Annotated in this window: 16 protein-coding genes; 4 read left to right on the top strand and 12 right to left on the bottom strand. The window is 59.0% G+C overall.

Annotation, left to right across the window (positions count from 1 at the left end; all coding sequences use genetic code 11):
* The first annotated feature begins 14 nt into the window (after positions 1-14).
* Complete coding sequence (gene cobA, locus KI231_RS09465; RefSeq protein ID WP_213028064.1) at positions 15-782, top strand: uroporphyrinogen-III C-methyltransferase; 768 nt, start codon at positions 15-17, stop codon at positions 780-782.
* A gap of 62 nt (positions 783-844) precedes the next feature.
* Here cobA and KI231_RS09460 read toward each other — a convergent pair whose 3' ends face one another.
* The 8 genes from KI231_RS09460 to ppsA all read right to left on the bottom strand — a co-directional run bounded on the left by KI231_RS09460 (position 845) and on the right by ppsA (position 9,004).
* Positions 845-1,879 carry an OmpA family protein gene (locus KI231_RS09460; RefSeq protein WP_103303880.1) on the bottom strand — a complete coding sequence of 345 codons (1,035 nt, stop codon included), beginning with the start codon at positions 1,877-1,879 and terminating at the stop codon, positions 845-847.
* A 107-nt stretch (positions 1,880-1,986) separates the two neighbouring features.
* On the bottom strand, positions 1,987-2,577 hold the full coding sequence (sigX, locus tag KI231_RS09455) for an RNA polymerase sigma factor SigX (RefSeq protein WP_011333251.1): 591 nt from the start codon (positions 2,575-2,577) through the stop codon (positions 1,987-1,989).
* Between the two features lie 90 nt (positions 2,578-2,667).
* Complete coding sequence (locus KI231_RS09450; protein WP_007916401.1) at positions 2,668-3,492, bottom strand: mechanosensitive ion channel family protein; 825 nt, start codon at positions 3,490-3,492, stop codon at positions 2,668-2,670.
* Between the two features lie 2 nt (positions 3,493-3,494).
* The gene (locus KI231_RS09445) at positions 3,495-3,743 is read right to left on the bottom strand and encodes a hypothetical protein (protein ID WP_008076827.1); all 249 of its coding nucleotides are present in this window, start codon (positions 3,741-3,743) and stop codon (positions 3,495-3,497) included.
* A gap of 63 nt (positions 3,744-3,806) precedes the next feature.
* Complete coding sequence (gene cmaX, locus KI231_RS09440; RefSeq protein ID WP_103303879.1) at positions 3,807-4,802, bottom strand: divalent cation transporter CmaX; 996 nt, start codon at positions 4,800-4,802, stop codon at positions 3,807-3,809.
* 22 nt (positions 4,803-4,824) lie between these two features.
* Entirely contained in the window at positions 4,825-5,316 is a 492-nt protein-coding gene (gene rraA, locus KI231_RS09435; RefSeq protein ID WP_103303878.1) for a ribonuclease E activity regulator RraA, read from the bottom strand.
* 226 nt (positions 5,317-5,542) lie between these two features.
* Positions 5,543-6,532, bottom strand: coding sequence for an alpha/beta fold hydrolase (locus KI231_RS09430; protein WP_103303877.1), 990 nt, complete (start codon positions 6,530-6,532; stop codon positions 5,543-5,545).
* A 96-nt stretch (positions 6,533-6,628) separates the two neighbouring features.
* The gene (gene ppsA / locus KI231_RS09425) at positions 6,629-9,004 is read right to left on the bottom strand and encodes a phosphoenolpyruvate synthase (RefSeq protein WP_103303876.1); all 2,376 of its coding nucleotides are present in this window, start codon (positions 9,002-9,004) and stop codon (positions 6,629-6,631) included.
* 174 nt (positions 9,005-9,178) lie between these two features.
* Here ppsA and ppsR point away from each other — a divergent pair, with 174 nt between their 5' ends.
* A complete protein-coding gene (gene ppsR / locus KI231_RS09420; RefSeq protein ID WP_064116928.1) occupies positions 9,179-9,997 on the top strand; it encodes a posphoenolpyruvate synthetase regulatory kinase/phosphorylase PpsR in 819 nt (272 codons plus the stop codon).
* A 121-nt stretch (positions 9,998-10,118) separates the two neighbouring features.
* Here the strand turns inward: ppsR and KI231_RS09415 are convergent, their stop codons facing one another.
* The gene (locus KI231_RS09415) at positions 10,119-11,528 is read right to left on the bottom strand and encodes an aminotransferase-like domain-containing protein (protein ID WP_213028063.1); all 1,410 of its coding nucleotides are present in this window, start codon (positions 11,526-11,528) and stop codon (positions 10,119-10,121) included.
* A gap of 90 nt (positions 11,529-11,618) precedes the next feature.
* Here KI231_RS09415 and KI231_RS09410 point away from each other — a divergent pair, with 90 nt between their 5' ends.
* Together KI231_RS09410 and KI231_RS09405 are read left to right on the top strand one after the other, a co-directional pair.
* Positions 11,619-12,539 (top strand): DMT family transporter, encoded by a 921-nt coding sequence (locus tag KI231_RS09410; protein WP_213028062.1) that lies wholly within the window; start codon positions 11,619-11,621, stop codon positions 12,537-12,539.
* A 51-nt stretch (positions 12,540-12,590) separates the two neighbouring features.
* Positions 12,591-13,319: an alanyl-tRNA editing protein gene (locus KI231_RS09405; RefSeq protein ID WP_213028061.1), complete on the top strand. Its 729-nt coding sequence runs from the start codon at positions 12,591-12,593 to the stop codon at positions 13,317-13,319.
* A gap of 17 nt (positions 13,320-13,336) precedes the next feature.
* On the opposite strand, the gene prpD is transcribed toward KI231_RS09405, so the two are convergent.
* The 3 genes from prpD to acnD all read right to left on the bottom strand — a co-directional run bounded on the left by prpD (position 13,337) and on the right by acnD (position 18,850).
* Positions 13,337-14,821 carry a 2-methylcitrate dehydratase gene (prpD, locus tag KI231_RS09400; RefSeq protein WP_213028060.1) on the bottom strand — a complete coding sequence of 495 codons (1,485 nt, stop codon included), beginning with the start codon at positions 14,819-14,821 and terminating at the stop codon, positions 13,337-13,339.
* A 189-nt stretch (positions 14,822-15,010) separates the two neighbouring features.
* Positions 15,011-16,201 carry a 2-methylaconitate cis-trans isomerase PrpF gene (gene prpF / locus KI231_RS09395; protein ID WP_213028059.1) on the bottom strand — a complete coding sequence of 397 codons (1,191 nt, stop codon included), beginning with the start codon at positions 16,199-16,201 and terminating at the stop codon, positions 15,011-15,013.
* Positions 16,202-16,255: 54 nt separating this feature from the next.
* The gene (acnD, locus tag KI231_RS09390; protein ID WP_213028058.1) at positions 16,256-18,850 is read right to left on the bottom strand and encodes a Fe/S-dependent 2-methylisocitrate dehydratase AcnD; all 2,595 of its coding nucleotides are present in this window, start codon (positions 18,848-18,850) and stop codon (positions 16,256-16,258) included.
* Positions 18,851-19,011: the final 161 nt, after the last annotated feature.

Genomic DNA, 19,011 nt, shown 5'->3' with positions numbered 1-19,011 from the left:
TGAGGAAAAACACCATGCATGCAAAAGTCTGGTTGGTGGGCGCTGGCCCCGGCGATCCCGAACTGCTGACCCTCAAAGCGGTGCGCGCCTTGCGTGAGGCCGATGTGGTGCTGATCGATGATCTGGTCAACGACGCCGTTTTGGAACACTGTCCGACCGCGCGAATCATTGCGGTGGGCAAACGCGGTGGCTGCCGTTCGACACCGCAAGCGTTTATCCATCGGCTGATGCTGCGCTATGCCCGCCAGGGGAAATGCGTGGTACGGCTCAAGGGCGGTGATCCGTGCATTTTCGGTCGGGGTGGTGAAGAGGCGCAGTGGTTGCGCGAGCGTGGTGTTGCGGTGGAGCTGGTCAATGGCATTACTGCCGGGCTGGCCGGGGCGACTCAGTGCGATATTCCGCTGACCCTGCGTGGGGTGGCGCGTGGGGTGACGCTGGTGACAGCGCACACCCAGGACGACAGCCAGTTGAACTGGCAGGCACTGGCGCAGGGCGGCACGACGCTGGTGATTTACATGGGAGTGGCAAAGCTGGGCGAGATTCGTCAGCAGTTGTTGGCGGGGGGCATGGCGGCGAATACACCGGTGGCGATGATCGAGAATGCATCGCTGCCGCAGCAGCGGGAATGCCGCAGTGATCTGTTGGCCATGGAAGAGGATGCGGGGGTTTTTGGATTGAAAAGTCCGGCGATTTTAGTAATTGGAGCTGTGGCCGCGGTTGCAGAAGATCAAAAGATTGCAGCCTGCGGCAGCTCCTACACTGAGAGTGCTTGCGCCCTGTAACGCCAAATCGCAGGCAAAGAAAAGCCCGGCCTGAGCCGGGCTTTTCTCGTAGCGACAGCTAATTACTTAGCTTGAGCTTCAACCTGCGCTTCTACGCGACGGTTTACAGCGCGGCCAGCTTCAGTTTTGTTGTCAGCAACTGGGCGGGATTCGCCGTAGCCAACAGACTGAACGCGGGACGATTCAACACCGTACTGGTTGGTCAGAACTTGCTTAACGGCGTTTGCACGACGCTCAGACAGTTTCTGGTTGTAAGCGTCAGGACCGACGGAGTCAGTGTGACCTTCAACAGTAGTGGTGGTGGATGGGTACTGCTTCATGAAGTCAGCCAGGTTTTTGATGTCGCCGTAGCTGTTAGGCTTGACTACCGACTTGTCGAAGTCGAACTTCACGTCCAGCTCAACACGAACAACTTCAGCAACTGCCGGGCAGCCATCAGCGTCAACAGTTACGTTGGCTGGGGTGTCTGGGCACTTGTCAACGTTGTCGCAAACGCCATCGTTGTCGCTGTCGGAGCAGACTTCAGCTGGTGCTGGAACTGGAGCAGCAGCAGGCTTGGAGCCGCCACCGAAGTTCACACCGATACCGACGCTAGGAGCCCACTCGGTGTCGCCCTGGTCGATGTTGTACTGAGCTTCAACGCCAGCACGGGCGTAGAAGTTTTCGGTGAAGTACAGTTTTGCACCAGCGCCAACGTTGGCGAAGGTGGAGCGGTCACGACCGCCGGAACCGTTCTGACCGATGCTCTGATCGGAGAAACCAGCCGAAACGTACGGACGCAGCATGTCGCCCGGGTTGTTGAAGTGGTACAGAGCGTCCAGAGCGGTGTTGGCGCCCTTGATGTTACGACCGTCGTCGGAACGAACGTTGTGTACTTCGTCGTAGCCCAGACGCAGTTCAACGTCGTCGGTCAGGAAGTAACCGATCGAGCCACCGAACAGGTTGCCGTTGTTTTTGAAGTTACGAGCGCTGTCGAATTGTTCTTTCTTTGCGAAGCCTTCGATTTCAACTGCGCCTTGGCCTTGTGCCAGAGCGCCGAACGAAGTGGCGGCAATCAGAGAACCAATGGCCAAGCCCAAGGTGTTTTTCAGTTTCATCCGTTAAATCCCCATCTGGTGATTGTGAAGCAGTCCCGCAAACCGGGGGACAACTCGGCGGCAAGTCTATCAGAACTTGCCTACACGTAAGAGATATTTGCGCCGAACTAAGTTTCAGCAATGCCTGCAAATTTCTCACGCAATTTATCTAGAGCACGTTTGTAACGCATTTTTGTCGCACTCAAACCCATGTGCATGATGTCTGCGATCTCCTGAAATTCCAGTTCTGCGACAAATCGTAGCACCAGAATTTCGCGGTCAATCGGGTTCACATACACCAGCCAGCGATCAAGCCCGCCCTTCTCCTCGGGTTTTGGCGCCTTTTCTTCGGACGCTTCCTCAAGGGGGTCAAGACTCAATGCGTCCATCAAGCGACGCTTTCGCCGTTCCTTCCGATACTGCGTAATACATTCGTTGTACGTGATGCTGTATAGCCATGTCTTGAACTTCGATTTGCCCTCGAAGTTCTTCAGGCCGTACAGCACCTTCAACATGACTTCCTGACAGACATCGTCTGCGTCGCGATCGTTCCCAAGATATCTCGCACAGACGTTAAATAATGTTCGCTGGTAACGCCGCATCAGTTCTTCATAAGCGCGCGTTACGTGAAAAAGCTCGGTATGCGAGCGCGCGACCAACTCCTCATCAGAGAGTTCGCGGGGGTCGTAGCGCGTGGATAGCGTTTGGGCTTTATTCAAAACAAGTCGTGCCGACAGTCAGGTCAATGTCCACCGCAACCAGCCTCAGCTGGCATTTTGCGGCGGCATACATTAGCAGGGTTTGCCGGGTTAGCGGCTACTCACATGCTGTTCCAGCAGGATCCGATTGGAAAGAGAGACTAGCTCACCCTCATCGGTCAGCAATGTGGTTTTAACCGTGCCGATCTCTTCGATCTGGCCTTCGACCTCGCCAACACGCACTTGTTGCCCAACCTGATACAACTCACGCACATAGATTCCCGCGAGAATCTGACCGGCAATTTCCCGGCTTCCCAAACCCATGGCCAGCGCAACCGCCAGACCAACGGTAATCAATACGATGACGATCACATGGTTCAGCAGGTCAGTCTTGACCTCAAGCTGACTGATCGCGACCGAGATGCTGATGATGATCACCAGCCCTTGTGCAATTCGCCCCAATCCCGAAGCGTAGTCCAGGCCCACGCCTTCTGCCGCCCCGCGCACCAGGCCATTGGCCAGTTGCGCGAGCAGAACACCTACCAGCAACACCAGCGCGGCGCCGAATACTTTCGGCAAATACAACGCCAGCATATCCAGCGTAGCTGAAACTCGCTCAAGTCCAAGGGACTCTGCTGCAGAAACCAGGAAAATAAGCAGAACGAACCAATAGACGATCTTGCCGATCAGAGTCGAGATCGGTACTTGCAGCCCCGCACGCGACATCAACTTGGTCAGCCCTGTGCCGCCCATCAGGCGATCGAGGCCCAGTTTGGCGAGCAACTTGGACAACAAGGTATCGAGCAGTTTGGCCACGACAAAACCCAACAGCAGCACGACCAGTGCGCCGAACAGGTTCGGGATGAAGTTGGCGACTTTGGTCCACAACGCAGTCATTGCAGTGACGAGGCTCTGAGTCCAGAGATCAAGTTCCATATTCAATCAGCCTTATCAGCAGTGCGAGCGGTAGGTTTACGAAGACGGGAAACCGGCGAGACATGCGCCGATCCATTATTCAAGGCGATCATCAGCGCGGGCAGCCAGCGGCCCAGCAGGCTGAACAGATCGCCGGCGCCGACCTGGCGGTTGGCGGTTTTGAGCACACGGCCCAGGCACGCATCGTCGTCGCGGCTGGACGGCGAAGCGTTGAGCATGTCGCGTAAAGACTGTTCAAACGGATCGTGCATACGCACCTCTCGTGATGTCTGTGAAAGACGCGGGCAAATTTGGTCGGGTCACATACGCCATCTTCATACCCAGCGCAAACGACGGAATAACCACCACTGACCGAAGGCCAGGGCGAGCACCGTCAAACAGGCGATCAGGAAACCATAGGGGCTGCTGGAGAATGGAATTCCGCCAACGTTGATACCCAACAGGCCGGTGATGAAACTCATCGGTAAAAAAATGCAGGTGATGATCCCGAAGCGGTACATCGTGCGATTCATGCGTTCGCTCAAACGCCGGTCTTCGGCCTCCAGCACAAGCCCCACGCGCTCTCGGGTCAATTCGAGCTCTTCGAGATAGCGGGTCAGGCTGTTGTTCAGTTCGTTCCAGTAATCGGCGTCATCATCGACAAACCACGGCATTTTGATCCGCGTCAGTTGACCAAAAATGTCTCGTTGCGGAGCGAGAAAACGCTTGAGTCCGGCCGCCCTGCGACGGATGTGCAAAATGGCGCCGTGCTCCGGGGTATACCGTTCGTCGGCATCCATCTTTTCTTCTTCCTCATCGGCGATTTCCGAGAGGCAAGTGACCAGATCCTGCACCTTGTTGGTGAGGAACTGCGCCAGATAAAGGATGAGTTCAGAGGAGGTTTTCGGGCCTTTACCATCCGCCAGGTCAGCCAACAACTCATCGGTGGCACGCAACGGACGCAAACGCAGGGAAATCACCCGTTGCGCAGAAGCAAAAATCCGCACCGAGACCATGTCTTCAGGCTCAGCCCCCGGATTGAGATTGACCCCGCGCAGAAACAGCAGCAGCTCGGAATCCGGCAGCGGCAACAGGCGTGGTCGTGTGTTCTCTTCAAGTAGCAGGTCGCAGGTGAACTCGTTGAGCCCGCTGGATTTGCGCAGCCAGGTCTGGGTTTGCGGATGACTGCGATCCCAATGCAGCCACAGGCTTTCATGCGCCTGCAACTGCAAATCGTCGAGCTCAGTCCGGGCTATCGAACGCGCACCGCCTTTACCGTCCAGCACCAGGGCATGCACCAGCCCCCATTGCGCGTTTTCTTCCTCGAACATCCGCATCCCTTTGTCGAAATTCTTATTCAGGCATCTTCAGCGGGCTCGGCGAGACGATCACGCCGTTGTTATCCGCATAAATGTAGTGGCCCGGTTGAAACGTCACACCGGCAAAAGTCACCGCCACGTTGAGGTCGCCGATACCGCGTTTTTCGGTTTTCATCGGGTGACTGGCCAGCGCCTGCACGCCCAGATCGGTCTGCGCGATGACGTCGACGTCGCGGATGCAGCCGTAGATCACCAGCCCTTCCCAGCCGTTTTTCGCAGCTTTCTCGGCGATCATGTCGCCCAGCAGCGCACGACGCAGGGAACCACCGCCATCGACCACCAGCACCTTGCCGTTGCCCTTGAGTTCCGCTTGTTCCTTGACCAGCGAGTTGTCTTCGAAGCACTTGATGGTCACGATTTCGCCGCCGAACGAATCACGCCCGCCGAAATTGCTGAACATCGGTTCCAGCACCTGGACCAGCTCCGGATAGGCGTCGCACAGGTCAGGCGTAAGGTAATGGTTCATCGAAAAGCTCCTGCAATAAGGAAGACGATCAAGGATGACGCACTCTGAAAAGACGAGTTCCGGCAGTCGCTGTTTACCTTAGTCCATCCCATGGTCGCTGAACGAACCTGAACAAACCCTGAAACGTAATAGCGAAACAGCCACCAAATATGACCAGAACCGCACAATGCGTCATATCTTAGCCGCAAGCCGAGCCGAACGAAATGCCCTCTTCAGCGCCTTCAGCTCAAACGGCGGCTGCCAGATCCGCCTTTTCGCCCAGTAACGGCGTCTGCTGATCGCTCAACCAACGCGCCACCAGCGGCCACACCTCCACCTGCGCGGCCTTGCTCACCAACATTTCGACATGACCGAAATTGTCGTTGAAACCGTGTTCGCGCCCCAGATTGACGAACTGCTTGTGCTCGGAGCCAATCTGCTCGAAGAGTTTGCGACAGGCCCAGGCCGGGTCCTGATGATCCCCCACCGCACTCACCGCCAGTACCGGCACTTGCACATCGGCAAGACCGGCCCACCAGTCCTTGTCCTTGTCGCCAAAACGGCCGAACAGGCCGTACCAGCGCATGCTTTCGAGGGCCAGACCGATCGGTTCGTCTTCCGGCCCTCGTTTCAGGCGCGAGCCGGACAGCTGCGCAAAGCGCTTGAGAATGAAGCGACCGCTCCACTCCACCGGCGGGATTTTCAGCGGCCAATAGGTGCGACTCACTTGCGTGCCGAAAAACGCCGCCGAGGCCACGGCAGGCTCACCGAGGTATTCACCACCGAGCGCCGCCGCCAAGGTGATGCCGCCCAGCGAATGGCCGATCCAGTGCGGCACTTGCCCGCTCTGCTCTCGCACGAACGCAGCAATCGCCGGCAGATCGTAACGGGCATAGTCGGCGACACGGTTACGTCGGTATTCCTCGTTGCGCTGCGACAGACCGTGGCCGCGCATTTCCGGAATCCACACATCGAAACCCAGGCGCGTCAGATACGCGCCCAGCCCCAGACCCTTCGGTGAAAACCAGAAACGCCGATTGGAAAAACTGCCGTGCAACAAAATCACCGGCACACCACGTGGCGCGGAATCATCGGCCATACCCAAACGGGTGACGGCAATCTCCACGGACCAGTCGGGGCTGTTGCCGGGTTTCAAGCGATACACGTCTTCGCTCAGATCACCACGCCGTTCGGCGCTGATCAGGGCGACAGGAAACAGGTTGCTGCTGCTTTGCATAATGCTCTTGCACAAAAAAGGGCGGCATCCACAGGAGCCCGCCCTACTCAGATCTCAAACCCGCTCCCACAGGGGAGCGGGCCGTTCACATACTGATCAAGCCTGAGCTTGACCTTCGGCGAGGAAGAACCAGGTTTCCAGCACGGTGTCCGGGTTCAGCGACACGCTTTCGATGCCCTGCTCCATCAGCCACTTGGCCAGATCCGGGTGGTCCGAAGGACCCTGACCGCAGATACCGATGTACTTGCCAGCCTTGTTGCACGCGGCAATCGCGTTGGCCAACAGCTTCTTGACCGCCGGATTACGCTCGTCGAACAGGTGCGCGATGATACCGGAATCGCGGTCCAGGCCCAGGGTCAGCTGAGTCAGGTCGTTGGAGCCAATCGAGAAACCGTCGAAGAACTCGAGGAATTCTTCGGCCAGAATCGCGTTGGAAGGCAGTTCGCACATCATGATCACGCGCAGACCGTTTTCGCCGCGCTTCAAGCCGTTTTCGGCGAGCAGATCGACCACCTGGCTGGCTTCGCCCAAAGTACGAACGAAAGGCACCATGATTTCGACGTTGGTCAGGCCCATCTCGTTGCGCACACGCTTCAGCGCGCGGCATTCGAGTTCGAAGCAGTCGCGGAACGATTCGCTGATGTAACGCGAAGCGCCACGGAAGCCGAGCATCGGGTTTTCTTCTTCCGGCTCGTACAGCTTGCCGCCGATCAGGTTGGCGTATTCGTTGGACTTGAAGTCCGACAGACGCACGATGACCTTCTTCGGTGCGAACGCTGCAGCGAGGGTGCTGATGCCTTCAACCAGTTTTTCGACGTAGAAACCGACCGGATCGTCGTAACCGGCAATGCGCTTGTCGACGCTTTCCTTGATTTCCTGCGGCAGACCGTCGTAGTTCAACAGCGCTTTCGGGTGCACACCGATCATGCGGTTGATGATGAATTCCAGACGGGCCAGGCCCACGCCGGCGTTCGGCAACTGCGCGAAGTCGAAAGCGCGGTCCGGGTTGCCGACGTTCATCATGATTTTGAACGGCAGCTCCGGCATGGCATCGACGGAGTTCTTCTTGATGTCGAAGCCCAGCTCGCCTTCGAAGATGTAACCGGTGTCGCCTTCGGCGCACGAAACGGTCACACCCTGGCCATCCTTCAGCAGTTGGGTAGCGTTGCCGCAACCGACGACTGCCGGAATGCCCAGTTCACGGGCGATGATCGCTGCGTGGCAGGTACGGCCGCCACGGTTGGTAACGATGGCGCTGGCGCGCTTCATCACCGGTTCCCAGTCCGGGTCGGTCATGTCGGAAACCAGCACGTCGCCCGGCTGGACCTTGTCCATCTCGGACACGTCTTTAATGATCCGCACTTTACCGGCGCCAATGCGCTGGCCGATAGCACGACCCTCAACCAGCACAGTGCCGGTTTCTTTTAACAGGTAACGTTCCATGACGTTGGCCTGGGTGCGGCTTTTCACGGTTTCCGGACGGGCCTGCACGATGTACAGCTTGCCGTCGTCACCGTCCTTGGCCCACTCGATGTCCATCGGGCAGCCGTAGTGCTTCTCGATGATCATTGCCTGCTTGGCCAGTTCGCTGACTTCAGCGTCGGTCAGGCAGAAACGTGCACGCTCGGCCTTGTCGACATCGACAGTCTTGACCGAACGACCGGCCTTGGCCTCGTCACCGTAGATCATCTTGATGGCTTTGCTGCCCAGGTTGCGACGCAGGATCGCCGGGCGACCGGCCTCCAGCGTGCCTTTGTGCACGTAGAACTCATCCGGGTTCACCGCGCCTTGAACGACGGTTTCGCCCAGGCCGTAAGCGCCGGTGATGAACACCACGTCACGGAAACCGGATTCGGTATCGAGCGTGAACATTACGCCGGCAGTGCCGGTTTCCGAACGCACCATGCGCTGCACGCCGGCCGACAGGGCGACCAGTTTGTGGTCGAAGCCCTGGTGCACGCGGTAGGAAATCGCACGGTCGTTGAACAGCGAAGCGAACACCTCTTTGGCGGCGCGGATGACGTTTTCCACACCACGGATGTTCAGGAAGGTTTCCTGCTGACCGGCGAAGGATGCGTCCGGCAGGTCTTCGGCGGTGGCGGAAGAACGCACGGCCACGGCCACGTCAGGGTTGCCGGCCGACAGCGCGGCGAACGCGGTGCGGATCTCGGCATTCAGTTTTTCGGGGAATTCGGCTTCCATGATCCATTGACGGATCTGCGCGCCGGTCTTGGCCAGGGCATTGACGTCGTCGACGTCGAGCGCGTCGAGGGCCTTGTGGATCTGGTCGTTGAGGCCGCTCAGTTCGAGGAAATCACGATAGGCCTGAGCCGTCGTGGCGAAGCCGCCGGGGACCGAAACACCGGCGCCTGCCAGGTTACTGATCATCTCGCCCAGGGATGCGTTCTTGCCCCCCACATGCTCAACATCGTGTTTGCCGAGCTTATCGAGGGAAACTACGTACTCTACCAAGGTGATCTCTCCACTAACTGTGTTGGAAAAGCTCAGAAACCGGCAGCTCGGGGGAGCGTTGGCCGGTTGTATGGCCTGGACCTGGAAAATAAGTGAGAATGCTGGCCAATGGCGGCCGGCAAATCGCGCCTATCATATCCAAGATTGCTTATTAGCTTAAGGCCCAAGGTGCAAATGAAACGATCTGCTTTCTTTATCTCCGATGGCACCGGCATCACCGCCGAAACCCTGGGTCAAAGCCTCTTGGCGCAGTTCGAAAACATTACCTTCAGCAAATTCACGCGACCGTACATCGACAGCGTGGAAAAAGCGCGGGCCATGGTACAACAAATCAACAAAGCCGCTGAAACCGACGGCTTTCGCCCGATCATCTTCGACACCATCGTCAATCAGGACATTCGTGAGATTCTCGCAACGTCCAATGGTTTCATGATCGACATTTTCTCGACCTTCCTCGCCCCGCTCGAGCAGGAACTGACCGAGCATTCTTCCTACACCGTCGGCAAGTCCCATTCGATCGGGCACAACTCCAATTACATGGAGCGCATCGAGGCGGTGAACTTCGCCCTCGACAACGACGACGGCGCGCGCACGCACTATTACGACAAGGCTGACTTGATACTAGTGGGCGTGTCGCGATGTGGTAAGACGCCGACGTGCCTGTACATGGCCATGCAATTCGGCATCCGCGCAGCGAACTATCCGCTGACCGAAGACGACATGGAGCGCCTGACCCTGCCGTCCGCCCTGCGCGCCCACCAGCACAAGCTGTTCGGCCTGACCATCGACCCGGACCGCCTCACCGCGATCCGTAACGAGCGCAAACCCAACAGCCGCTATTCGAGCTACGCCCAGTGCGAATTCGAAGTGCGCGAGGTGGAAAATCTGTTCCGCCGCGAGAACATCCCGAACATCAACTCCACGCATTTTTCGGTGGAAGAGATTTCGGCGAAGATTCTGGTGGAGAAAGGCGTGGAGCGGCGCTTCAAATAATTTTGCGGTGTCCGGGCTGACGCCATCGCGGGCAAGCCAGCTCCCACAGGGTTTTGTAGTGAATGCGAAATTTGCAAACACTAGAGAAACCTGTGGGAGCGGGCTTGCCCGCGATGAACGATCACACGGTCTCTGTCAGTGCGCGATTTAAAGCCTCAAACCCCGCCAGCAACAAGCCGTCATCCCCTACCGAGTTACACACACTCACCCGAATAAACTGCGGCACCGCTGCATGCCCCACCGCAAACGCCTCGGCTGTGGCAACCAGGTAGTTGCGCTCTTTCAGTTCAGCGGCGATCTGCGACGCGCGCCACAACTCAGGCACTTCCACCCAGAAATGCGGACTGTGGCTGTGCGTCTTGTAGCTCAGCCCTTCCAGCGCCCCCGCAACCAACGCCTTGCGCCGGGTGATCTCGTTGATCTGCTCATGCAGCAAACGCTCGGCCATGCCGTTTTCGATCCACTGGCTCGCCACTTCCATCGCCAGTGGATTGGCCATCCAGCAGGTGCCACGAATCGCAGCACTCAGGCGACCGATCAAAGCCTGCGGTGCATGCAGATAGCCGATGCGCAACCCTGCTGAAACAGCCTTGCTCAAACTGCCGATCAACACCGAACGCTCCGCGGCGTAATAACTCAGGGGTAGCGGGCGCTGGCGATCCAGCACCGCATGGGCTTCATCTTCAATGATCAGTAGATTGTGATCACGACAGACCTCGGCAATCGCCTCACGCCGTGAGACCGACATGACCGCAGCCGTAGGATTCTGGATCGTCGGCGTGCAATACAGCGCCGAGACGCGATGCTGACGGCAAACGTCCTGCAGAGATGAAGGCAACAGTCCTTCGTCATCCATCCCCGCACCAATCAGCTTTATCCCGAGCTGACGTGCGACGCTGATCAATCCGGGGTAGGACAAATGCTCGGTGACCACGGTGTCGCCGGCCTTGAGCAATCCCATCAACGCACACAACAGGCCATGCTGCCCGCCGTTGACGCACAGCACGTGATCGGCGTGAGGCACGAAATCCCCGTGACGCAGCCAATCAGCTCCCGCCGCGCGATGCCTTGGCAACCCACCTTCGGGGGTGTACCCCGTCAATTGTTGCAAGCGTCGCGAATCACTCGCCAGGGTGTGCAGGGCTTGGCTCATCAAGGCCGTTTCCTGCCCGGGGATCGGCTGATTCCGGCTCATGTCCAGGCAGGCTTGCGGTTCATCGCTGACATTGCGAAAGCCCTTGTCCTGCGGCCGTTCCATCCCACGCTGACGCACATAAGTGCCATCGCCTACGCGCGCCACCACCAGTCCTACACGCTCCAATTCGCCGTAAGCACGACTGATGGTGCCGATGGTGACGCCAAGACTGTCGGCCAACAGTCGGTGAGGCGGCAGCTTGCTACCGGGTTCGATGACCCCGGCACCGATGGCTTTTTCGACCGCATCCGCGAGCCGCTTGTACTTCACACCGACGCCATGGGCGAGGCCGTCACGGAGGATTGACACCATGGCAATACTTACTTTGACACTCATTCTCGCCCCGAATAGCGTAAGGAAAACAGGTTCAATCAGGGATAGACCTTTTCAGTGACGAGGTCAATTCTGCCGTCCGGAGCACCCAGCATGTCGACCGCTGTCAGCACACCGTTGAACATCAGCAAGCCGTGGCTCGGCGGGTTAGTCACCAGCCTGCTGTTTCTCATCGTCTGTCTGAGCTGGGGCACCACGTGGCTGGGGATAAAGATTGCGGTGGAAAGCGTGCCGCCCCTGACGGCCGCCGGCCTGCGTTTTCTGATTGCCTTCCCGCTGTTTCTGGGTTTCGCCGTATTACGCAAGGAGCCTTTGTTGTTTCCCCGGGAAAGTCGCTGGTTTTTCGTGTTCGTCACCTTGTCGTACTTCAGCCTGCCGTACTACTTGCTCAACTACGGCGAGATGCATGTCTCCTCCGGCCTGACTGCCCTGTTATTCAGTGGCATGCCGGTGTTCATCCTGATTTTTTCCGCGATGTTTCTGCGCGAGCAAATCCACCCCGCGCAGATGGTCGGCATCGCCATCGGCTTCGGCAGTCTGTTCATGATTATCCGCAGCCAGGGCTTGCATCTGGATCAGGCCGAATGGCTTGGCGTGCTGGCGATTCTCGGCGCGGCGATCCTGCATGCCCTGTGCTACGTGGTGACCAAAAAGCATGGCAGCGCGATCAGCGTGATCACTTACAACACCCTGCCCATCGGCATCGCCGGTTTGATGCTGTTGGTGGTTGGCCTGGGTCTGGAAAGCCCGACATTCGCCTCGATCACCCCGCGCTCGTGGGGCGCCCTGCTCTACCTCGGACTGGTGGCGTCGGTCGGCGGCTTTATCGTCTATTTCATCCTGCTCAAACGCTTGAGTCCGGTGCTTCTGTCGTTCGTCTTCATCATCTTTCCGGTGTTCGCCGTGATCATCGGCGCCTGGTACGAAGGCACGCAAATCTCTCGCGACCTGATGCTCTATTCGGCAACCCTGCTCGCCGGTTTCGCCATCACCAAACTGCCCGTCAAACGCTGAAAAACACTTGTCGATTCGCAGCAGAACTCACTTTGAACATTGGAGGTTCAAATGTCGGTACACACCATGGAAACCCTCAGCCTGTTTAACAATGCACCCTACCAGCGTGACTTCAGTGCGCGGGTCATCGCGGTGGTTGATCAAGCCGTCGTGCTGGAACACACCCTGTTTTATCCAACCGGAGGTGGGCAACCCGGGGATACCGGGTATTTCAGCCTGCCGGATGGCACGCGGATCAACGTCACGGGCACGGTGCGCGATCCGTTGCTGCCGTCGATCATCTGGCATCAGGTGGAGCAATGCCCGCCGCACTTGTGCACGGGCGCCCTGCTCAATGCCAGCCTCGATTGGCAGCGGCGCTATCAACACATGAAGATGCACACGTGCCTGCACCTGCTGGGTTCGATCATCAATGCGCCGGTGACCGGGTGCAGCATCAGCGCCGACAAGGGACGTCTGGATTTCGATCTGCCGGAAATGACCCTCGACAAAGAGAGCATCACTGACGAACTCAACGCGCTGATTGAGCAGGCCATTCCAGTCAGCACTTTGTCGATGCCGGCCTCGGAATCCCCCGCACTGCTGCAAAGCACCGGCAGCAAAACCGTCAAACCGCCATTGATTCAGGGCGACCTGCGTATGGTTGAAGTCATCGGCATCGACATCCAGCCCTGTGGCGGCACCCATGTGCAAAACACCCGGGAAATCGGCCGAGTGTTTTGCGAAAAAATCGAAAAGAAAAGCAGGAACAATCGACGGGTGATCCTGCGATTCGAATGACGACGCCTGCGCGGACCTCAGATCACCAACAGGTCGACAAAGCGGTTCACCGCGGTCGCTTCAAGCTGCGTCTGATCCTTGCACAACGCGAAGATCTCGGCGCAGCGTTGCCCCGTGAAACGGGTGGCGAGGTTTGCCTTGAACTTGTCTTCGAGCAACGGCACTCCTTCGCCGCGACGTCGACGATGGCCGATCGGGTACTCCACGATCACGTTCTCGGTACTTGAACCGTCCTTGAAAAACACCTGCACGGCGTTGGCAATCGAGCGTTTGTCGGCCTCCAGATACTCGCGAGTGAAGCGCGGCTCTTCGACGATGACCATTTTCTCGCGCAGCACATCGATGATCGGATGCGCCTTGTGGAAGTCGTCTTCGTATTGCTCGGCCACCAGATTGCCGAAGGCCAGCGGCACAGCGGTCATGTACTGGATGCAGTGATCGCGGTCGGCCGCGTTGGCCAGCGGCCCGACCTTGGAAATGATGCGAATCGCCGATTCATGGGTGGTGATGACGATTCTGTCGATCTCGTGCAGGCGATTGCGCACTTGTGGATGCAGTGTCACGGCGGCCTCGCAGGCCGTTTGCGCGTGGAATTCGGCGGGGAAGCTGATTTTGAACAGGACGTTTTCCATCACGTAACTGCCGAACGGCCGTGAAAAGCTGAAGCTGCGTTTGTCCTCGGGCTTCAACGCCAGATCGCTGTTGGTGTGGCTGAACAGCACGTCGTAAAAGCCCCACTGTCTAGCGCTCAAAACACCGGGAATGCCCATCTCGCCGCGAAGGGCGATGTCGGCCAGACGCACGCCGCGACTCGATGCATCCCCCGCCGCCCAGGATTTGCGCGAGCCGGCGTTTGGCGCGTGGCGATAGGTGCGCAACGCCTGCCCATCGGCGAACGCGTGGGACAACGCCGACAGCAGTTGCTCGCGGTTGGCGCCCATCAATTTGGCGGCCACAGCGGTCGAGGCGACTTTCACCAGAATGACGTGATCGAGTCCTACGCGGTTGAAGGAGTTTTCCAGGGCGATGATGCCTTGAATTTCATGGGCCATGATCATGGCTTCGAGCACATCGCGAATCGTCAGCGGTGCTTCGCCATTGGCCAGACGTTTTTGCGAGAGGTGATCGGCCACTGCAAGAATGCCGCCGAGGTTGTCCGACGGATGCCCCCATTCAGCGGCGAGCCAGGTGTCGTTGTAGTCGAGCCAACGGACGATGCAGCCGATGTCCCACGCGGCCTTCACCGGGTCGAGGCGATAACTGGTGCCCGGAACCCGCGCGCCAAACGGCACGACAGTGCCTTCGACGAGGGGGCCCAGGTGTTTGGTGCATTCGGGGAAACGCAGGGCCAGCAAACCACAGCCGAGCGTGTCCATCAGGCAGTTGCGGGCGGTGTTCAGGGCTTCGGCAGATTCGACTTTGAAGGTGAGGACATAGTCTGCGATGTCCTGCAGGACACGGTCGTAGTCGGGGCGGTTGTTCAGGTCGACGTTGGCGCTCATGTTCGATTCACTCTTGAAGTGGTTCGTTGATGGGACCTCGGTTCAGGGCTAACGATTTCTTATGGTTGAAATGCAGATAAATGTAGGAGTGAGCCTGCTCGCGATGGCGGCGTGTCAGGCAACATTGATGCTGAATGTCAGTGCGCTATCGCGAGCAGGCTCACTCCTACAGTTTTGTTCGGTGCCGGGTCAGAAAGAATCACCGGGGATCCGGACGTAACCTTCCATCAAAACCCGCGCACTGCGGCTCATGATGGCTTTCTTCACGACCCACTCACCGTTTTCAAGGCTGGCCTCGGCGCCGACGCGCAAGGTCCCGGACGGGTGACCGAAGCGCACGGCGTTGCGTTCAACACCGCCCGCGGCAAGGTTGACCAAGGTCCCGGAAATGGCTGCTGCGGTACCAATCGCCACCGCCGCCGTGCCCATCATCGCGTGGTGCAACTTGCCCATCGACAACGCGCGCACCAGCAAATCAACATCGCCAGCCGCCACGGTTTTGCCGCTGGAGGCCACGTAATCCGCAGGCTTGGCCACGAACGCAACTTTCGGTGTGTGTTGACGCTTGGCGGCTTCATCCAGATTGGAGATAAGCCCCATGCGCATGGCACCGTAGGCGCGGATGGTTTCGAACATTTGCAGCGCCTTCGGATCGCTGTTGATCGCGCTCTGCAACTCGGTGCCGGTGTAACCAATGTCTTCGGCATTGACAAAAATCGTCGGAATCCCGGCATTGATCATGGTTGCCTTGAAGGTACCAACCCCCGGCACTTCCAGCTCATCAATCAGGTTGCCGGTGGGGAACATCGAACCACCGCCGCCCTCTTCTTCCGCCGCCGGGTCCATGAATTCGACTTGCACTTCGGCGGCCGGAAAGGTCACGCCGTCGAGTTCGAAATCACCGGTCTCTTGCACTTCGCCGTTGGTGATCGGTACGTGGGCGATGATGGTCTTGCCGATGTTGGCCTGCCACACGCGCACCACCGCCACACCGTTGTGTGGAATGCGGCTGGCGTCGACCAGACCGTTGCTGATGGCGAAGGAGCCAACGGCTGCCGAGAGGTTGCCGCAGTTGCCGCTCCAGTCGACGAACGGCTTGTCGATGGAGACCTGACCGAACAGGTAATCGACGTCGTGATCGGCCTTGATGCTTTTCGACAGAATCACGGTTTTGCTGGTGCTGGACGTGGCGCCGCCCATGCCGTCGATCTGCTTGTCGTACGGGTCGGGGCTGCCGATCACGCGCAGCAGCAAGGCGTCGCGGGCCGGGCCGGGAACCTGCGCGGCTTCGGGTAGATCCCTGAGGCTGAAGAACACGCCTTTGCTGGTGCCGCCGCGCATGTAGGTGGCGGGAATCTTGATTTGTGGTGCGTGAGCCATGGTGCTCCTTAACGAAGACATGGGACTTGAAGTCCCATGCCCACATCAGTTGATTTAAACGGCTACCGCCGACTCTTCGAGGAAGTCTTGAGCGAAGCGTTGCAACACGCCGCCGGCCTCGTAGATCGACACTTCTTCAGCGGTATCCAGACGGCAGGTCACCGGCACTTCGACGCGCTCGCCGTTTTTGCGATGGATCACCAGCGTCAGGTCGACACGCGGTGTACGGGCGCCGATCACGTCGTAGGTTTCGCTACCATCGATGGCCAGGGTGTGGCGGTCGGTGCCCGCTTTGAACTCCAGCGGCAACACGCCCATGCCCACCAGATTGGTGCGGTGAATGCGCTCGAAACCTTCGGCGACGATCGCTTCGACACCGGCCAGACGCACGCCTTTGGCCGCCCAGTCGCGGGACGAACCCTGGCCATAGTCGGCGCCGGCAATGATGATCAGCGGCTGCTTGCGTTCCATGTAGGTTTCGATGGCTTCCCACATGCGCATGACCTTGCCTTCCGGCTCGACGCGCGCCAGCGAACCCTGTTTGACCTTGCCGTTTTCCACGACCATTTCGTTGAACAGTTTCGGGTTGGCAAACGTTGCGCGCTGCGCGGTCAGGTGGTCGCCACGGTGGGTTGCGTAAGAGTTGAAGTCCTCTTCCGGCAGGCCCATTTTCGCCAGGTATTCGCCGGCAGCGCTGTCGAGCATGATCGCGTTCGAGGGCGACAAGTGATCGGTGGTGATGTTGTCCGGCAGCACTGCCAGCGGGCGCATGCCCTTGAGCGGACGCGCACCGGCCAGCGCGCCTTCCCAGTACGGCGGTCGGCGGATGTAGGTGCTCATTTCGCGCCAGTCGTACAACGGCGTGACTTTCGGGCCGGTGTCTTCATGGACAGCGAACATCGGAATGTAGACCTGACGGAACTGCTCGGGCTTGACCGAAGACTTCACCACAGCGTCGATTTCTTCGTCGCTCGGCCAGATGTCTTTCAGGCGGATTTCCTTGCCATCCACAACACCGAGAACATCTTTTTCGATATCGAAACGGATGGTGCCGGCGATGGCATACGCGACCACCAGTGGCGGCGATGCGAGAAACGCCTGCTTGGCATACGGATGGATACGGCCGTCGAAGTTGCGGTTGCCGGAAAGCACAGCGGTGGCATAGAGATCGCGGTCGATGATCTCTTGCTGGATCACCGGATCGAGGGCGCCGGACATGCCGTTGCAGGTGGTGCAAGCGAAGGCGACGACGCCGAAACCGAGTTGCTCCAGCTCCGTGGTCAGCCCCGCTTCATCGAGGTACAGCGCCACGGTTTTCGAGCCCGGCGCCAGCGAGGATTTCACCCATGGCTTGCGGGTCAGGCCGAGCTTGTTGGCGTTGCGTGCGAGCAGGCCGGCAGCAATCACGTTGCGCGGGTTACTGGTGTTGGTGCAACTGGTGATGGCGGCGATGATCACCGCACCGTCGGGCATTTGCCCCGGCACGTCATCCCACTGCCCGGAGATGCCTTTGGCCGCCAGATCGGACACTGCGACGCGGGCGTGCGGGTTGCTCGGGCCGGCCATGTTGCGCACTACCGAAGACAGGTCGAAGGTCAGACCGCGTTCGTACTGCGCGCCTTTCAGACTGTCGGCCCACAGGCCGGTGGTCTTGGCGTAGTGCTCGACCAACTGCACTTGCTGGTCTTCACGGCCGGTCAGTTTCAGATAATCGATGGTCTGCTGGTCGATGTAGAACATCGCCGCCGTGGCGCCGTATTCCGGGGCCATGTTGGAGATGGTCGCGCGGTCGCCGAGGGTCAGGTTGGCTGCGCCCTCGCCGAAGAACTCCAGCCAGGCGCCGACGACTTTCTGTTTGCGCAGGTATTCGGTCAGCGCCAGCACCATGTCGGTGGCGGTGATGCCCGGTTGCAGCTTGCCAGTCAGTTCGACGCCGACACTTTCCGGCAGGCGCATCCATGAGGCGCGACCGAGCATTACGCTCTCGGCTTCGAGGCCGCCGACGCCGATGGCGATCACGCCCAGCGCATCGACGTGCGGGGTGTGGCTGTCGGTGCCGACGCAGGTGTCAGGAAACGCCACGCCGTCACGCACCTGGATCACCGGAGACATTTTCTCCAGGTTGATCTGGTGCATGATGCCGTTGCCCGGCGGGATCACATCAACGTTCTTGAAGGCCTTTTTGGTCCAGTTGATGAAGTGGAAACGGTCTTCGTTGCGACGGTCTTCGATGGCGCGGTTTTTCTCGAATGCCTGCGCGTCGAAACCACCCGCCTCCACCGCCAGCGAGTGGTCGACGATCAGTTGCGTCGGCACCACCGGGTTGACCTGCGCCGGATCACCGCCCTGCAAGGCGATTGCGTCGCGCAGGCCGGCGAGGTCGACCAACGCGGTCTGGCCAAGAATGTCGTGGCAGACCACACGCGCCGGGAACCACGGGAAGTCGAGGTCGCGTTTGCGCTCGATCAATTGCTTGAGGGAATCGGTGAGCGTGGCCGGGTCGCAGCGACGCACGAGGTTTTCTGCGAGCACGCGGGAGGTGTACGGCAGGGTGTCGTAGCTGCCGGGCTGGATCGCTTCAACCGCGGTGCGGACATCGAAGTAGTCCAGCGGCGTGCCGGGCAGGTTCTTGCGAAATTCTGTGTTCATCGGGTCAGGACTCGGGTCACGGTAGTTTCAAGAGGTAGGGCCGGTCGCCGATCTTTAACTTCACACCGAACCCTGTGGGAGCTGGCTTGCCAGCGATAGCGGTGGGTCAGTCGACATCAATGTTGGATGTGACTCAGTCATCGCTGGCAAGCCAGCTCCCA

The sequence above is a fragment of the Pseudomonas sp. Seg1 genome (assembly GCF_018326005.1).
In the GTDB taxonomy this organism is placed as follows: Bacteria; Pseudomonadota; Gammaproteobacteria; order Pseudomonadales; family Pseudomonadaceae; genus Aquipseudomonas.
This window is presented reverse-complemented; position numbering and strand designations above follow the sequence as displayed.

Excerpts from the sequence above, each read along its gene's own strand:
- cobA (WP_213028064.1), top strand. The coding sequence starts at position 15 with ATGCATGCAAAAGTCTGGTTGGTGGGCGCTGGCCCCGGCGATCCCGAA.
- KI231_RS09460 (WP_103303880.1), bottom strand. The coding sequence starts at position 1,879 with ATGAAACTGAAAAACACCTTGGGCTTGGCCATTGGTTCTCTGATTGCC.
- KI231_RS09450 (WP_007916401.1), bottom strand. The coding sequence starts at position 3,492 with ATGGAACTTGATCTCTGGACTCAGAGCCTCGTCACTGCAATGACTGCG.
- KI231_RS09445 (WP_008076827.1), bottom strand. The coding sequence starts at position 3,743 with ATGCACGATCCGTTTGAACAGTCTTTACGCGACATGCTCAACGCTTCG.
- cmaX (WP_103303879.1), bottom strand. The coding sequence starts at position 4,802 with ATGTTCGAGGAAGAAAACGCGCAATGGGGGCTGGTGCATGCCCTGGTG.
- rraA (WP_103303878.1), bottom strand. The coding sequence starts at position 5,316 with ATGAACCATTACCTTACGCCTGACCTGTGCGACGCCTATCCGGAGCTG.
- KI231_RS09430 (WP_103303877.1), bottom strand. The coding sequence starts at position 6,532 with ATGCAAAGCAGCAGCAACCTGTTTCCTGTCGCCCTGATCAGCGCCGAA.
- ppsR (WP_064116928.1), top strand. The coding sequence starts at position 9,179 with ATGAAACGATCTGCTTTCTTTATCTCCGATGGCACCGGCATCACCGCC.
- KI231_RS09415 (WP_213028063.1), bottom strand. The coding sequence starts at position 11,528 with ATGAGTGTCAAAGTAAGTATTGCCATGGTGTCAATCCTCCGTGACGGC.
- KI231_RS09410 (WP_213028062.1), top strand. The coding sequence starts at position 11,619 with ATGTCGACCGCTGTCAGCACACCGTTGAACATCAGCAAGCCGTGGCTC.
- KI231_RS09405 (WP_213028061.1), top strand. The coding sequence starts at position 12,591 with ATGTCGGTACACACCATGGAAACCCTCAGCCTGTTTAACAATGCACCC.
- prpD (WP_213028060.1), bottom strand. The coding sequence starts at position 14,821 with ATGAGCGCCAACGTCGACCTGAACAACCGCCCCGACTACGACCGTGTC.
- prpF (WP_213028059.1), bottom strand. The coding sequence starts at position 16,201 with ATGGCTCACGCACCACAAATCAAGATTCCCGCCACCTACATGCGCGGC.
- acnD (WP_213028058.1), bottom strand. The coding sequence starts at position 18,850 with ATGAACACAGAATTTCGCAAGAACCTGCCCGGCACGCCGCTGGACTAC.